Origin of the sequence: Sphingobacterium sp. UBA5639, from assembly GCF_002421245.1 — a bacterium.
In the GTDB taxonomy this organism is placed as follows: Bacteria; Bacteroidota; Bacteroidia; order Sphingobacteriales; family Sphingobacteriaceae; genus Sphingobacterium; species Sphingobacterium multivorum.
Genome location: NZ_DIJR01000019.1, coordinates 18043 through 34354, shown reverse-complemented (window position 1 = coordinate 34354; position 16312 = coordinate 18043). Strand labels below are relative to the sequence as shown.

12 protein-coding genes are annotated in these 16312 nt (G+C 41.0%); 9 read left to right on the top strand and 3 right to left on the bottom strand.

Annotated features, from left to right (window positions below):
* The first annotated feature begins 78 nt into the window (after positions 1–78).
* From B4Z90_RS11145 to B4Z90_RS11130, 4 genes are all read left to right on the top strand, one after another.
* A complete protein-coding gene (locus B4Z90_RS11145; RefSeq protein WP_286802209.1) occupies positions 79–3450 on the top strand; it encodes a SusC/RagA family TonB-linked outer membrane protein in 3372 nt (1123 codons plus the stop codon).
* A gap of 11 nt (positions 3451–3461) precedes the next feature.
* Positions 3462–5330, top strand: coding sequence for a RagB/SusD family nutrient uptake outer membrane protein (locus tag B4Z90_RS11140; protein ID WP_286802208.1), 1869 nt, complete (start codon positions 3462–3464; stop codon positions 5328–5330).
* Positions 5331–5455: 125 nt separating this feature from the next.
* The gene (locus B4Z90_RS11135; RefSeq protein WP_286802207.1) at positions 5456–6355 is read left to right on the top strand and encodes a BT_3987 domain-containing protein; all 900 of its coding nucleotides are present in this window, start codon (positions 5456–5458) and stop codon (positions 6353–6355) included.
* 67 nt (positions 6356–6422) lie between these two features.
* Positions 6423–7238 (top strand): endonuclease/exonuclease/phosphatase family protein, encoded by an 816-nt coding sequence (locus tag B4Z90_RS11130; protein ID WP_286802206.1) that lies wholly within the window; start codon positions 6423–6425, stop codon positions 7236–7238.
* A gap of 116 nt (positions 7239–7354) precedes the next feature.
* Here B4Z90_RS11130 and B4Z90_RS11125 read toward each other — a convergent pair whose 3' ends face one another.
* From B4Z90_RS11125 to B4Z90_RS11115, 3 genes are all read right to left on the bottom strand, one after another.
* The gene (locus tag B4Z90_RS11125) at positions 7355–7951 is read right to left on the bottom strand and encodes an RNA polymerase sigma factor (RefSeq protein WP_286802205.1); all 597 of its coding nucleotides are present in this window, start codon (positions 7949–7951) and stop codon (positions 7355–7357) included.
* A 299-nt stretch (positions 7952–8250) separates the two neighbouring features.
* A complete protein-coding gene (locus B4Z90_RS11120; RefSeq protein WP_046672091.1) occupies positions 8251–8436 on the bottom strand; it encodes a CsbD family protein in 186 nt (61 codons plus the stop codon).
* A 125-nt stretch (positions 8437–8561) separates the two neighbouring features.
* Positions 8562–8957: a hypothetical protein gene (locus B4Z90_RS11115; RefSeq protein WP_286802204.1), complete on the bottom strand. Its 396-nt coding sequence runs from the start codon at positions 8955–8957 to the stop codon at positions 8562–8564.
* A gap of 326 nt (positions 8958–9283) precedes the next feature.
* Here B4Z90_RS11115 and B4Z90_RS11110 point away from each other — a divergent pair, with 326 nt between their 5' ends.
* The 5 genes from B4Z90_RS11110 to B4Z90_RS11090 all read left to right on the top strand — a co-directional run bounded on the left by B4Z90_RS11110 (position 9284) and on the right by B4Z90_RS11090 (position 16219).
* The gene (locus B4Z90_RS11110) at positions 9284–9649 is read left to right on the top strand and encodes a hypothetical protein (protein ID WP_286752539.1); all 366 of its coding nucleotides are present in this window, start codon (positions 9284–9286) and stop codon (positions 9647–9649) included.
* Positions 9650–9728: 79 nt separating this feature from the next.
* Positions 9729–10259: a sigma-70 family RNA polymerase sigma factor gene (locus B4Z90_RS11105; RefSeq protein ID WP_286802203.1), complete on the top strand. Its 531-nt coding sequence runs from the start codon at positions 9729–9731 to the stop codon at positions 10257–10259.
* A 42-nt stretch (positions 10260–10301) separates the two neighbouring features.
* Positions 10302–11327 (top strand): FecR family protein, encoded by a 1026-nt coding sequence (locus tag B4Z90_RS11100; RefSeq protein ID WP_286802202.1) that lies wholly within the window; start codon positions 10302–10304, stop codon positions 11325–11327.
* A 25-nt stretch (positions 11328–11352) separates the two neighbouring features.
* Positions 11353–14709, top strand: a complete 3357-nt coding sequence (locus B4Z90_RS11095; RefSeq protein ID WP_286802201.1) for a SusC/RagA family TonB-linked outer membrane protein — start codon at positions 11353–11355, stop codon at positions 14707–14709.
* Between the two features lie 10 nt (positions 14710–14719).
* Positions 14720–16219: a SusD/RagB family nutrient-binding outer membrane lipoprotein gene (locus B4Z90_RS11090; protein ID WP_286802200.1), complete on the top strand. Its 1500-nt coding sequence runs from the start codon at positions 14720–14722 to the stop codon at positions 16217–16219.
* Positions 16220–16312: the final 93 nt, after the last annotated feature.

Here is a 16312-nt window from a genome sequence, read left to right as displayed (position 1 = left end):
ATGCTATCAGATGGCCTGAGAAACTATTGATATCATCTCATCCTTAACAAAGTACTAACCTTATTAATTATTGCAAAGATGCAAAAAAAAAGACATTGTTGTCAAAATCATAACCTTAAACAGTTTATGCGTATCTCTACTGTATTATCAGGATTTTTAATGACATCAGCTATTGTTTGTGCAAGCACAAAAAGCTATGGTCAAAAAGAATTGAATAATGCTGTTTCAGTAAATTTCAAGAACATCAGTCTTCAGGAGGCGCTCGAGCAACTTCAGACCAAATACCACATTCCTTTAGCCTATAACAACCAGGACAGCTTTTTAAAGGTCAAGATAAATTATAGGGGAGCAAAACTCGCAAAGGAAGTATTAAAGGAAATGCTCGAACCTTATCACCTTACCTATGAAGTAAGACACGACTTTGTGAGAATTTTGAAAACAACGAATTCAGTTCACGCAAATACACAAGTTCAGAAAGATGTTACCGGTACTGTAACAAATACCAAAGGTGAGACACTTGCGGGTGTCTCCATAACGTTGAAGGATAAGCCCAATGTTGGAACCACCACAGATATACATGGTAAATTTATCATCACAGCGCCCTCCGGCAGTTTATTGGTATTCCAAAGCATAGGCTATAAAAAAATTGAAATTGCGGCCAATAGTCAGACACCACTCGAAGTGAGACTCGAGCCTACAGAAGCTGGGCTCGATGAAGTGGTCGTAGTTGGGTTTGGAACACAGAAAAAAATATCAGTCGTTGGTGCTCAGTCTACTGTGACAGCAAAAGACCTTCAGGTTCCTGTAGCCAACCTCACTAACGCGTTGGCAGGTAGGATTGCGGGTGTTGTATCTGTGCAAAGAACCGGAGAACCAGGCTTCGACGACTCGAGTATCTGGATTCGAGGTATCTCGACTTTCAGCCAAGGATTGAGTGAGCCATTAGTGCTCGTAGATGGTACCCCCCGAAAGATGTCTAATGTGGATCCCGAAGATATCGAGAGCTTCACCGTATTAAAAGACGCTGCTGCAACAGCCGTATATGGTGTACGTGGTGCAAATGGTGTTGTGATCATAAAAACAAAGTCAGGAACACCTGGAAAACCGAAGTTCAATATTCGTTATTATGAAGGTCTCACCCAAATGACCAAACTACCTGAATTTGCAGATGGTATTACCTATATGAAGATGTCGAATGAAGCCTTGACGAACCGAGGTGCGGCACCCATTTACAGCGATGAAAAAATTCAAAAAACCGCCAGTGGTGAAGACCCTTATCTATACCCTAACGTAGACTGGATGGGCGCACTATTTAATAAATTTGGTCGCCAACGCCGTGGGAATATGAATATAAATGGGGGTTCCGATATGTCTAATTATTACGTAGGCGTCAGTTATTTTGATGAAGTAGGACTGTATAAACAAGACAAATCTGTCAACTACAATCAACAAGTAGGTTATAAAAGGTATAACCTCACTTCCAACTTAACCGTAAGACCATCAACACTTACCAAAATTGAACTTGGAGTACAAGGCTATCTTGCAAACGCAAACTATCCAGCTTCAAGCCAAGGGACGATATTCGAAAATGCCTGGTTAATGACACCTGTCATTCATCCAATAATGTTTGAGAATGGAACAGTTCCGGACCAACGCGCGGGCTCATTAATGAATCCCTACGCTCATCTTACCCAAACAGGATATGCAAACCAATGGCGTAATCAGCTATTTTCAAATTTGCGTGCTACACAAGAGCTCCCTTTTGTAACTAAAGGATTGTCGGCTACGGCCATGTTCTCTTTTGACGTCTACAACTATACAAGTATGCGTAGAACTAAACGTCCGGATTCGTTCTTAGCAACAGGTCGGGATGAAAATGGTGTCATGCAATACGACCAAACCTATGTTGGCGAACGTTTTCTAAGTTTTTCAAGAAACAGTGAAGGAGAAAGAACAATATACCTTGAAGGGGCTCTAAACTACAAGCGTGATTTTGGGAAGCATTCGACTTCGGGAATGTTACTTTATAATAAAAGCGACAGGTTAAATTCACAGGCAAGTACACTCATCACCTCCCTTCCTTATCGTTTTTTAGGGGTATCAGGACGGGCAACATATAGCTATGATAGCCGCTATTTTATGGAAGCCAATTTTGGGTACAACGGTTCGGAAAACTTTGCTCCCACGAATCGATTTGGATTCTTTCCTTCCTTTGGACTTGCTTGGGTACTAAGTAAAGAGAAGTTTTTCTCGGGGTTGAAAGATAAAATTTCCCTCGCTAAAATAAGGTTTTCCCATGGTAAGGTTGGTAACAGTAAAATCTTAATCTCCAATGACGAACTCCGGTTTGCCTATATCTCTACCATTAAAGATGATGCCGGTGGCTATAATTTTGGAAAAAATAGTCAGACAAAATTTGACAAGGGAGTCAATATCGGTGAGTACGGTGTCAATGTGACTTGGGAGACCTCCATCAAAAGCAACTTAGGAATAGATCTTCAAACCAAAAACAACGCAGTAAACTTCCAGCTCGATTTTTTCAGCGAACGTAGAAGTGGCATATTCCTTAGACGCGGCAACGTACCCAGTTATGTGGGATTGCAATCTGCACCTTCAGGAAATCTAGGAATAATCGACAACAAGGGAATAGATGGATCATTGACATGGAATAAAAAGTTTGATGACTTTAGTTTTCAGCTACTGGGCAATATTACATATAACAGAAATAAGGTCATTGAAAATGATCAGCCCAATCCGTTGTATCCCTGGCAAGATGATCGTGGTAGAAAACTAGGGTTGAGAAAGGGATATATTGCACTTGGCTTGTTTGATTCAGAAGATGATATCAATAATGGACCTTTACATCCGGGGCTTGTAAAACCTGGGGATATTAAATTTCAGGATGTCAATGGGGATGGGAAAATTGATGATTTTGACAAAGTTCCTATTGGCTATGGAACGATTCCGGAACTTGTTTATGGCCTTGGCTTTTCTTTCACCTATAAAAACTGGTCCTTATCAACTTTATTTCAAGGTGTTGGCAATGTGGATGTCATGATGACCGGAGAAGGTTTAAATCCATTCTCCGTATCGATGAGCCGTGGAAATTTATTAAGCAACATCGAAGACCGCTGGACCATAGAAAATCCACGACAAGATGCCTTTTATCCACGCCTGTCAGACGGAAGTCCCAACAGCAATTTCGTACAAAGTACCTGGTGGCTCAAAAATGGTCGATATGTACGTTTGAAAGATGTACAACTCAGCTATCAACTTCCCAAGCACGTCGTCAAACACGCGAAACTTGATGCTGCAAGTATCTTCTTTTCCGGATACAACTTACTGACCTGGAGCCCCTTCAAATTCTGGGATGTGGAACTCGGCGATGGAAAAGGCTCTAGATACCCAAATATCAAAACCTATTCTTTGGGCTTAAATATCAACTTCTAATTCAACAAAAAATGAAAACAGTATTTAAAAATATTATATATAGCACCCTGATAACTGCTCTGTTTACATTCCATATATCGTGTAGTAAAGATTATCTAGACCAAGTACCCGATGATAGACTTTCACTTGAGGAGGTTTTTAACAGAAGGGATCTTTCAGAAAAATGGCTGGCAAACACCTATAGTTATATCCGCGATGAGGCCCACCGTACCAACGACACGCCATGGGATGTACTTTCTGATGACAACGATGTATCGCAACGGAATAATCCTTTCCGCGTAAACCTTGGAAACTGGAATGCTTCCTCAAATTATTGGAATTTCTGGGAACACTACTACAAGGGAATTCGAACAGCCACGACTTTTATCAATAACATCGAAGGTAACAAACAAATCCTTGAGGACCGCGAAGGTCAGAATTTCATCAAGAGAAGAAAAGCAGAAGCCCGGTTTCTGCGTGCATTTTTCTACGCAGAACTGCTCAAGCAATACGGGCCCGTTATTTTACTTGGCGATCAGGAAATAGATCCGGACCTCCCGCTTACCGATCCAGCGATGCAAATACCGAGGAGTTCATACGACGAATGTGTAGACTATATCGTATCTGAATTGAATCAGGCTGAAACCGATCTTGATATAGAACATTACTATTCCGGGGACAATGTGCTTGAAAATGATATGGGTCGGGCAAGCAAGGTGCTTTGCCGAGCGATCAAGAGCAAACTGCTCCTATATGCAGCAAGTCCACTTTTCAATGGTAATCCAGATTTTAACGGTGTGTTAAACAAAGATGGGAAAGCGCTATTTAACCCGACATCTGACCATAGCAAATGGAAAAAAGCGGCCGAGGCGGCGAAAGTAATTATAGATTACGCTGAATCTTCGGGAAAGCTTGGATTATATAAGAAAACAAAAGGTGATGGTTCCGTAGACGGTTTTCTCTCCTACAGGGATGTATTCCTCGATTCTTGGAATATCGAATGGATACTCGCTCGAAATTCAAACAATCTCGGTAGTTACCAAAGGTCCTGTACACCACGTTTAGCTAGCGGATATGCCTCTATGGGCCCCACACAACAGCTGGTCGATACCTACAGAATGGCCAACGGAGAATCTCCGATCACTGGGTATGCAAGTGATGGAAGCCCTAAAATAAATACAACAAGCGGATATACAGAATCTGGTTTCAGTACTTTCACGCCTCCGGGAGCCACAAGGTCAAAATCTACTTTCAATATGTACATTAATAGGGAGCCACGCTTTTATGCAGCCATAACTTATAGTGGTAGCGACTGGATAAATACAACTTCAAGTCTTGGTGTACGTGAAGTACAGTTATATTACTCTGGTGAATCAGGAAAAGGTGGATCACACGATTACTCAGAAACTGGTTATTTGTTTCGGAAAAATATATCACCAACCTACCACCCTACCCAAAACAACGTAGCACGTTCACTGGTAATGATGCGTTACGCGGAAATCCTACTTAACTATGTCGAGGCTTTAAATGAATATAATCCGGGACATGCTGATATCTTAAAATATTTAAATCAGATTCGTTTAAGAGGTGGTATTCCTCCACTCAGCACAGGACTTAACCAAGCTGAAATGAGGCAACAGATCAGAATAGAGAGGCGGATAGAGCTTACAATGGAACATTTGCGTTATTTCGATACCCGTCGTTGGAAAATTGCCGAACAAACAGATGGGGGACCATTTTATGGAATGAACGTCGAGGCAGGAACTTCCAATACGGATATGGCATTTTTTAAGAGAACAAAATTCGAAACTCGTGTTTTCCGTAAAAGCTTCTATTTATTTCCAATACCACAGACCGAAATCCAACGTAACATCAATTTAGTTCAAAATCCAGGCTGGTAAAATTAATTCCCGTAGTCACCATGAAAAAAATCAATATAATACAACATATAAATCGCTGTAGATACCGCAGCGTTATTTTATGCTTATCGATATTATCCTTATTACAGGCATGTAAAGAGCCCGAGTTGAACATCGAAAATTCAAAGCAATATGGAAATGTCTATCTACAATCGGCAACTAATGGCGCTATCCTCCAATCATACAATATAAAAGATGAATGGGTTGAGACTGCTATTGGTGCAGGATATGGTGGATTAGACAAACTCTCACAGAAGATCAGCATAGAACTGGCGGTTGACGCAAGTAAAGTGGCCGAATACAATAATCAAAATAACAGCAATTACGAATTACCACCTGCCGGAAGTTATGACCTCGAAAATCCCACAGTAGAAATTGACCGAAACTTTGGCGGTAGCAATTCGGCTAAGCTCAGGGTCAATGCCATAAAACTAGGTGGTACAAAATCGTATATTATTCCTATAAGTATAAAGAACGTATCACCAGAACTCCCAGTTACAAAAGGATTACAGACGACCTATTACATTGTAAATGGTGTATACGAGAACAATCCTTTCCCTCCCATACCATTGACAGGATGGAAAATAATCGACTTCTCGGACGATGATTATGATGCCATTGGTGGAAGGGCACCTTATTGTATCGATGGCGATAAAACAACATGCTGGCTCTCTACCTATAGAAGGGTGAACGGTTGGCGTCCAACACACCCACATCATGTAACCATTGCCATGGCAAACGAACAAATCCTCCATGGTCTAAAGTTATATGGAAGAACGGGAACTAGCAATGCCTATCTATTTCCTAAGACCGTACAAATAGAAACAAGTACAGATGGTCAAACCTGGAAGAGTGCTGGTATTTTTATCATCGCAGCATCCTCCGATGAAACGGCGGCTACCATGTATTTTGAGAAAAGCACAAATGCAAAGTATTTTAAAGTCACGGTACTTAACAGTGCGGGGAATGGCGATACAACTGCCATAGCTGAACTTGAAGCATTTTAATGAACCATTAAAGGCTGCTCCAGTAAATTTTGGAGCAGCTTTAACAACATACACACAGCAAAATAACATGAGACACTATATCGTAGCCTGTTTGGCAATACTCCATTTTTCCTGTAGCAAAAGTTCATCCGATTCACCTTCCCTTGAACCGGAAAAAAAGGAAACAACGGTAAAAGTAATGACCTATAATATCTATGGAGCCCGAACTGGCGGGATACCTGATCTTAAAGTAATCGCAGAGGTTATAAAGCGTGCCGACCCCGACCTACTGGCACTGCAAGAAGTGGATAAATTTACCGATCGAAACAAAAACAATGGCGATATTGCAAAAGAACTTGCCTTGTTAACAGGTATGAATTATTTCTTTGCCAAAGCTATAAACACACAAAACGGTGAATATGGCGACGCTGTACTTAGTAAGCTCCCCATAAAAGAACAAGTTGCTTATAATTTGGAAGTAGATCCCACATTAGGTGGTGAACGCAGGTCGGTGGCCAGAATTTTAATAGAAAAAAACAACAAAGCATTTTACTTTATCAGCACACATTTTGATCATTTAAGTGACGAGAGAAATCGGATCAAACAAGCGAATGACTTTGTCACATTGGCAAAGTCTTTTGATAAACCTGTTATCATAGGAGCTGACTTGAATTGTCTCCCGACCTCTAATCCGATGGATATTTTACGTAAATACTTTTCCTTGGGCTGCCTAAATGGAAACTGCGATCAATTCACATTTCCAACGACGGGTGCAAATCGAACAATAGACTACCTCTTATATGCTCCCATTAATGCAATTAGTCCAAAAGCATATTCGGTGTATACCTGGGCAAATAAAGAATCTGACCATTTTCCCGTACTTGCTACATTTAAAATCAACTAATCTCCTCTCCTATTAAAAAGTTTTTCAGTTCGATTAAAATACAGGATTCCATATAAATCGTTCCGGCCAATTAAAATTTAATTGATCAAAGCGCTCAGAAAACAGGTCATTGGAGATCAGCGACCTAAAGTATACAGAAAAAGAAGCGCATAGATAATGCCATGATCCTTGGCAATATATTCACGAATAGTTTTCATTGCCAAGGACATATGCTCTTTTACCGTGTTGGGCGAAATTTTTAAATGGTCTGCAATTTCCTTATAGCTCAAGCCCTCTTCTCTAGACATCAAAAAAATACGCTTGCGCTGCGGCGGCAATTGACCGATGGCCAATTCATAAATTTTATCATACTCACTACTTTCAAGTGAATAATCAGCAGATGGCGAATTATCAAAAGACTGATTGTCACTTGAAGTCTCCAGGATTGCTTCAGCAGACCTTATTTTTTCTTTCAGATGTTTGAATATAATATTCCTCGAAATTCGATAAAGATAAGCTTGTAGCGATAGGTTATTTTTGATATTTGATCTATATTTCCAAAGGTTGAGAAATGCATCGTGGATAATATCATCAATTGTATCTGTATCTTGAATAAACTTTTTTATAAAGTGATATATTCCTCTATTATACTTCTCATAAACTTCCATAAAAGCGTTATGATCCCCTTCTTTGAGCCGTACATTCAGTAAAAATATTTCTTTAGTATCACTCATGGTTTTTCCTAGTCAGTCGCAAAAATATTCAACTTATATTAAACAGGCATTAAGCACATTTTAAAGAATTAAAAATTTTATCGGTTCATAAATTGATTACCCAAATATAAATTAAAGTGACGACTAAATCAAATAGAGAATATTCCTAAAAAATGCTACATCACTCCGTATAGTATATACACTTTATTCCAATGACCAGGAAAACTTGTCGGAAAGACGAAAATAGCTGCATAAAACTTATCTACAAAAAAAGCGGATAACAATACTGTTATCCGCTTTCTTATCACACAAAATTAAACCTACAAATCATTTAACCACTTATTTACCTCATCTTGTGTTTTACCGGTCTTCTTTTGAAGTTTACCAACCAACTCGTCTTCTTTACCCTCGGCATACAATAAATCATCATCAGTAAGATCTGCATATTGTTGTTTTACCTTACCTTTGATTTCGTTCCAACGGCCTTTCCATGTTAATTCGCTCATAATTATTTTCCTTTTATTGTTTATTAATAGAACAGTATCGTACAGCTAATCGTTTAAAAAATAATGTTATAAAATGTTAATTTCACAACATTCACTTAGTAAACAGGCGCTTTCTATTCTTTGTATTATTTCCGGTTACAATTGGCCGTCCATACCTTGCTGTCTTTTGTATAACCAATTGTCAATTTACCGGCATCAATACGGATAACTCCTGTACCTGCCGAACCAATGTTGACCAAGACGTTATCCTTTTTTTCAAAGTCTACGCCGTTGAGATTTGGAATGCCGTTACCAAAAGCGAAATTATAGGTATCGCCAACTTTTGTTACGGTAACTGTCCCTTCTGCAGCGGCAACATCATTGTCATTGTTATTTATATCATCATACGAGATCGTGCCTTCATATTTACCAACAAAAAGATCGTTGTCGGCCGGATCATCATCTTTGCTACATGATGTAAAACCTACTAATACCGTTAAAATAAGCATACTTAGTCCCAGTGTTTGAATTAATTTTTTCATACGTCGATGTGTTAATGTGAATAATTTATGTATTACAGCAGGGTAAAATTCAAACTTTGTGCCAGTCCAAATACAAGATTCGAAACATACGTATCAAAACGCCCAAGAAGAGGTATAAATACCGAACTAGCGAATAAATACACAACGATCGTATACAGATATCCGAAATACTCCATTTCTATTAATAAGTCATTATGATTTTTTTGTATTTTTAAGACCTTAACTGGTTTTTCCCACCACATTGGAGTTAGATTACTCCAATGTAGTAGGAAAAACCTCCGGTATGATGCATGATTAAATCCTATATAAAAAAAATAGCCTTATTTATGAAATTATTTTCCGTCTTTCTATTTTTTATTGCCCTCCAGTCTTGCACCTTTCAGCGGATAGAAAAAAAAGAAAAAGGCTCTTTGTATATCAATACATCAATCCCCGCACATAGTTCCTTAGCCATCTCAGCCGAAGATGCCAGTCCATTTTCCATTGCGGCTAAAAAAATGTCGATTGGTCGGATAAAAATTTTGAATGAATCAGGGGAGATTGAGATGGAGAAGAACAAAACATACACACTGAATGTCAACCAGAAAGGGAACATCGTATTCCTAAATCAATCCAATCAAGGAACTAATATCCAATTGAGAGTCTATAACCATACATCGAAGATCATTCAGAAAACAAATCTCATCCACTAAGAAAAGAGGCAAAATATTTTTTAAAAAACTTGGAGCGAAAGCGCATTATCGCTAAATTCATTTATTCCAAGCCTACACTATGGAAATCAATTATGCGTCTATTGTCCGAAGATTTGAGGAATACTTTGACCTATGGAGTTCCAAAGTATACCAATATGCGCTCAACAAAACCAAATCTTCTTATCTAGCCGAAGAAACTATGCAGCGTGTATTTATCAAACTCTGGAAAAATATGCGTGACAAAAATATTGATTCCAGCATAGAATCCCAGATATTCTGTATCACCCGAACAGTAGTGATTGATTTGGTCAAAGCAGAGTATAATCGAAAGAAACTTTTGGATCACGATCAGACAGTTGTCTTGCGGCATAGTCCTCATGATGATTTTTATGCCAAACAACTTTCATCCACACTCCATGAAATTGTCGATAAATTACCAAAGAAACGCAGGGAGATCTTTATGCTAAGCCGGTTTTCCAATCTTTCGCATCAAGAAATTGCTAAAAAGCTAGCCATATCGACGAAAACCGTAGAAAACCAACTAACGCTAGCACTAAAAACCATTCGCAAGGCTTTATTGTTCAGTATACTGGTGCAAATTATTTTTTAATTTCATTGGGGGCTACCTCATTTTCGATCGTAATCTTATTAGATGAAGATTACAAAAGAATTGATCGACAATTACCTAAGCGGTAAAGCCAATGCGGAAGAAATTGCGGCCATAGAAAACGCGCTAGCTAATAACGAGTTTTATTGGGAGGATCTTATGCCAGATGCGGAATGGCAAGAATATGAGGTGGATTCGGATTTTAAAAACCAAAAAGAAATAAAAGCGCATATTTTCAAACAAATAGGGCAAAAAAACAAGGATCGATTTAACTGGTTAAAATATGCTGCCATTATTATCTTCATTGGAATCGGAGCTTGGCTGGGGTTAACCCAAATCGATTCTCCTAAACATACCACCGCATACCGTAGCGCGAAGAAAGTCCAGCCCACATCGCAGGAGCAACCAAGTAATTTATATTATATCAATTCAGGTAATACCATTCAACAAATTGCAGTTCCAGACGGATCTACGATCGAACTATACCCCAATTCTGAAGTAAAATTCTGTTCAGATTTCACACGGATTAGCTCGCGAGAAATTCTATTAAAAGGCAAAGCCAAATTTACTGTGGCAAAGGATAAGACCAAGCCCTTCCGAGTTCATTCGGCAGGTTTGACAACAACGGCACTTGGCACCGTTTTCAGCGTCGACGAAGAGGGTACCGCGATTACGAAGATAAAACTATATGAAGGTCGTATTGAAGTCAAAAGCGATACAGGTTACCGAAATGAACAATCCTTAAATCTGCAGTTTCTACCCAATGAGGAAATCAGCATTGACCGGAAACAGCAACAGATTATTGCTGAGACCCGAATCAATGCTTCTCAATCCAGTAAACGGGGATCTTATCTAAAAACATCGGAACAATTGATCTTTAAAAACCTCCCCTTACAAGATGTGCTTCATATCATCAGCCATAATTATGCAGTGCGGCTGAGTTTTGATCCCAAAGATATTCAAGATAAATATTATAGTGGAACGTATAAAAATACAGCATCAGCCTACATCAGCGTGTTGACTGATATCCAAGCACTTCATAGCATAACCATCCATGTACAAACCGAATAAAATTCACTTAATTAACCCACAAATTATGCACAATTATTTACCTTCCAAGCATAGTATCCTGACTATGCTATTGTTGAGATCCAACATTCGAGCCGACGTAAGCTGGGCACTGCGTCTTGGCCTCATGGGGCTTTTGTCAACAAGCTATCTTCTTGCTAATGCCCAACAAAATGCTTCTATTAATGGAGTAATCAAAGATGAAACTGGGAAGCCCATTCCTTCGGCGACGGTTACCATACGTAATGCGACGAGCGGAATGAAAAAAACAACAACCAGCAGGCCTGACGGAACTTTTTCACTCGACCAGATTCCCGCTGGACAGGGCTACCAGATCAGCGTATCGTCTATCGGTTTTAAAAGCAGAGAACTTTTGGATTACACCATTACAGAAAGAGACAAGCTAGCGATCAATATCAGTTTGGAATCGAGTGCGCAAAACCTACAGGAGGTTGTCGTTACAGCGCTTGGTATCAAACGCGAAAAAAAAGCGCTCGGTTATACGGTCGCTGAACTCAAAGGCGACGAGCTGACGCAGGGCAAGGAAACCAATGTGGCGAATGCTCTATCGGGTAAAGTTGCCGGCGTGCAGGTGAGCCGCGCGGCATCCGGTGCCGGAGGTTCATCCAAGGTCGTGATACGTGGTAACAACTCACTTATCGGTAATAGCCAGCCGCTCTATGTTGTTGATGGAGTACCGATTGATAATCAAAACATTTCATCTCCAAACCAATCTGGGGGAACCGATTATGGTGACGGAATCGGAAACATCAATCCCGAAGACATCGAAACCATGTCGGTATTGAAAGGCCCAAACGCTGCAGCCCTCTATGGTCAGCGAGGAAGTAACGGCGTTATCTTGATCACAACTAAATCTGGGAAAGCTGGTAAAACCCGCTTTAGTTATGGTACAGATTTTTCATTGGGCAATGGCTTGGTATTACCTGATTTTCAGAATGTCTATGGCCAAGGCTTGAATGGTACATTTACACACTTCAGAAAAGATGACGGCACAATTGTCTCCATGAGTGAGGCCCTGAAAAATGGCTACAGTGGTATGCCTAAAATGAGTGCTGGACGTGACCGTACAACACGGGCTAGCTGGGGTGCAAAAATGGAAGGTCAGACTTATGAAGACGCTTATGGCAACATCTTACAGTTAACACCAAAGCCAGATACCTACTCGTCATTTTTTCAAACAGAGAAACAGTTTGTCAACAACCTTAGTATCGATGGCGGAACCGACAAAGTAAACTACCGTTTTTCATTTGCCAATACAGATGTAAAGGGGTATATCCCCACCAATACGTTAAAGAGAAACAATTTCGGTTTACGTACCCAAGCCAAAATAACCGATAAATTTCATATCGACATCAAGGCCAACTATATCGCCCAAAAGGGACAGAACCGGCCTACATTGGCCGATGCTGCAGACAACCCGGCTTACCTATTCATCAGCCAGCCGCGAAGCTTGGGCAACGACATCATGGCCCAGTATAAATGGACCGCACAGGAGATTAGTAGACAGCTCGGATTTTCTGGATTGACGGAAGGATTGGAGAAAACATATGCCACCAATAGTTCTACTGCCAACCCCTTTTGGACCATTCATGAAAACCACAACGAAGACCGGCGGGACCGTATTATAGGCTTGCTCCGTCTAAGTTACGACTTCGCTCCTTGGCTTAAGGTTACAGCGACTGGAGGGACCGACTTCTATACCGATCAACGGTTCCGCTACCGCCCCATTAATACCTACCAGAGTCTAAACCGAAAAGGCGACATCCGAGAAGAGGTCATCAGAGCCCGCGAAGACAATTTTGATGTTTTGGCCAGTTCTAACTTTAAATTGACCGACGATATTAAACTCAGTGCCAACTTAGGGGCCAGCCATCAAAGTAGGTATTTGCGTATGACCGGCAACTCGGGCAATCAATTTATTGTTCCCAATCTCTTTGTAATCAATAACACCACGACAAATAGTTACATATTTGACCTGATCGAGTCCAAGATTAATTCGGCTTATCTATCGGGTCAATTCAGTTACAAAGACTATTGGTTTGTTGATTTCTCCGCCCGTAACGACTGGTCTTCGACTCTTTCAAAGGAAAATAATTCGTTCTTTTATCCTTCGGTAAGCTCCAGTTTGGTCTTATCGGATGCTTTCAAATGGCAGTCTGAAGCCCTGTCTTTTGCTAAAATCAGGGCCTCTTGGGCACAAGCAGGGAGTTCAGGAAACCCTTATCAGCTGACAGGAGCCTATAGTCTCAACCAGTACACCCACGGTGGTGTACCGATGGCTTCGTATACAGAAATTATTCCTGATCCGAATTTGAAAAACGAATTGACCACGTCGATCGAAGCTGGGGCAGATCTGCGATTTCTGAAAAACAGACTTTCGTTCTCTTTTACCTACTATCAGGCCAAGACAAAGAATCAGATTCTGGACGTACCAATCGCCCCTTCCAGTCTCTATGTAAAAAACAGGATCAACGCTGGAGAAATTAGCAACAGAGGTATTGAATTTGTCTTGGGAGCAACACCAATCAAAAGCGAATCGGGTTTTGAATGGAATACCACCTTCAATTACAACCGCAACCGAAATAAAGTAGAATCACTCTATCCCGGTGTAGAAAGCTTTTTACTCGCTACAGACCGCGGGATAAATGTGGTTGCGGAGGTCGGAAAACCATTTGGCCAGCTCATTGGGACACAGTTTGCATGGATCAAAGATGAGCAGGGAAATAGATTGATCGATCCTACGACTGGGCTGCCTTTGCGCACAGCTGGGCGTGTAGAAACTGATCTTGGCAATGCGCAACCCGACTGGCTGGGAGGTTTTGCCAATACCTTTAAATATAAAGGTTTCAATCTATATGCGCTTGTCGACATCCGCCAGGGCGGTGTGATCTTCTCCCAATCGAACCGTGAGCAGATTATTTATGGTACTTCTAAAAAGACCTTAGAAGGACGTGATGGCAGCTACATTGCCGAGGGGATCGTGGGACAAAAAGATGGATCAGGCAATTGGACAAGCACAGGAACAAAAAATAGTAAGCAGGTCGCCGCACAAGATTATTGGAACATGGTTGCGAGTGACAAAGAGGTCATGGTATCCGAAGAAATGATCAATGATATGAGCTATATTGCCATGCGCGAAATCAGTCTTTCGTATTCTTTCCCGAAGAAACTGATGCCGCATAAACTCGTCAGCTCGCTAAAATTGGGCGTGTATGGACGTAACCTCTTTTACTTTCAACGGAAAACGGATGGATTTTCACCAGAAGCTTCTGCTTTCAACGTAAACAATAGCTCCATCGGTATAGAATCAACGTCCCTTCCAATGATGCGCACATTCGGTATTAACCTCACTGTTGGCCTGTAAACCTATTATCATGAAAAAGAAACTATTTAAAAATACATTCATCGTCGGACTTTTTTCTGTGGCTGGACTAGGTTCCTGTACCAAAGATTTCGAACGAATCAACACGCCCCCAACATCTGTCACCACTGTAGATCCTTCCTTACTGATAGCCCGCGTTCTACGTGATGGTACTTTTCAGGAGTCTGGAGAACTACCCAACAACAAGTTCGGCTCTTGGATCCAACATTGGGCGGGGGGGCCGGTAGTACCTGTATCTCGATATTTTGAAGGACCCGAAAATCTTATTTGGTCACAGCATTACACCTTGCTCCGCAATATCGTTCAGATTAAACAAGAATTGAGCGGCAAGGAAGACAATGCAGAAGGCAGGAGTAAACTGGCTATTGCCGAACTTTATGAAGCCTACCTCTATCAACGCCTTACAGACTTGTTTGGGGATATCCCCTACTCCGAGATTACAAAATCCACTAAGGAAATTAACCGTACACCCAAATTTGACAAGCAAGAAGATATCTATCCGGCACTCATTCAAAAAGTCGATGCTGCTATTGCGAGGCTGACCAGCGGAGACCTGTCTTACGGCTCCTCAGATTTCTTTTACAAAGGCAGCATTGACAAATGGAAAAAATTTGGCAATTCACTCAAACTAAAGCTCGGCATACGCTTGCGGTACGCCAATCCTTCTTTGGCGCAGAAAACGGTTACCGAAGCGATGACCTCCACAGTAGGTCTATTCAGTAGCAACAGTGACAACGCGGCTGTGCCGACTTACAACGATGCTCAAGCTGAAAACCAAAACCCTATCCTGCGTCAAATGACAACAGGAAGTGCCGATCTACGTTATCTTGCCAATACATTAGTCGATAAACTAAAAGAATACAACGACCCTAGGCTTCCACTACTTGCCGAACCAGTCAATGTCAATGGTACGGCAACCTATCAGGGCATTGGGGTCTCGCTGACCGATAATCAACTATCCCAATTGATTCGAGCCAATTATTCAACAGCGAATAAATCAACTTGGTTTAGTCTTAGCTTTGCTCCAATTCCGAGTTATGCTTTTACTTATTCGGATATCTGTTTCTACAAAGCCGAAGCGGCTCTATTAGGCTGGGGAGCTACAAGTGCCAATGCCCAAACATTCTTTACAGAAGGGGTGAAAGCTGCGTTGGCGCTTCCGCCCTACAATATGGCGGCAATTCCAACTTCCTACGAACCTATATTAAGTTTAAACAGTCTGACTGACGAACAGAAGATGGAGAAAATAGCGACACAAAAGTGGATTCACCTATTTGGCAGAGATATGGAAGCATTTGCTGAGTGGCGACGTACGGGATATCCTCGATTAACCCCCGGTCCTAACCCAGGTTCCACCAACGGACAAATACCACGTCGGGCGATTTATTCCAGTGAAGAGGCTGAGCTGAACGCGTCGAATCTCAAGGAAGCTGCGGCACGAATGACAAATGGCGACTCCTTCCTATCGAAAGTTTGGTGGGACAAGAAATAAACGTACACCTGTAATCGGAATTATAAACAAAAGGAGCTGTTTACGATTATTCCGAGAATTACGAATACATAGAGAGCTGATGTTACTATCGGC

Bases quoted from the DNA above. Each gene is read 5' to 3' on its own strand.
- B4Z90_RS11145 (WP_286802209.1), top strand. From the start codon at position 79: ATGCAAAAAAAAAGACATTGTTGTCAAAATCATAACCTTAAACAGTTT.
- B4Z90_RS11140 (WP_286802208.1), top strand. From the start codon at position 3,462: ATGAAAACAGTATTTAAAAATATTATATATAGCACCCTGATAACTGCT.
- B4Z90_RS11130 (WP_286802206.1), top strand. From the start codon at position 6,423: ATGAGACACTATATCGTAGCCTGTTTGGCAATACTCCATTTTTCCTGT.
- B4Z90_RS11125 (WP_286802205.1), bottom strand. From the start codon at position 7,951: ATGAGTGATACTAAAGAAATATTTTTACTGAATGTACGGCTCAAAGAA.
- B4Z90_RS11120 (WP_046672091.1), bottom strand. From the start codon at position 8,436: ATGAGCGAATTAACATGGAAAGGCCGTTGGAACGAAATCAAAGGTAAG.
- B4Z90_RS11115 (WP_286802204.1), bottom strand. From the start codon at position 8,957: ATGAAAAAATTAATTCAAACACTGGGACTAAGTATGCTTATTTTAACG.
- B4Z90_RS11110 (WP_286752539.1), top strand. From the start codon at position 9,284: ATGAAATTATTTTCCGTCTTTCTATTTTTTATTGCCCTCCAGTCTTGC.
- B4Z90_RS11105 (WP_286802203.1), top strand. From the start codon at position 9,729: ATGGAAATCAATTATGCGTCTATTGTCCGAAGATTTGAGGAATACTTT.
- B4Z90_RS11100 (WP_286802202.1), top strand. From the start codon at position 10,302: ATGAAGATTACAAAAGAATTGATCGACAATTACCTAAGCGGTAAAGCC.
- B4Z90_RS11095 (WP_286802201.1), top strand. From the start codon at position 11,353: ATGCACAATTATTTACCTTCCAAGCATAGTATCCTGACTATGCTATTG.
- B4Z90_RS11090 (WP_286802200.1), top strand. From the start codon at position 14,720: ATGAAAAAGAAACTATTTAAAAATACATTCATCGTCGGACTTTTTTCT.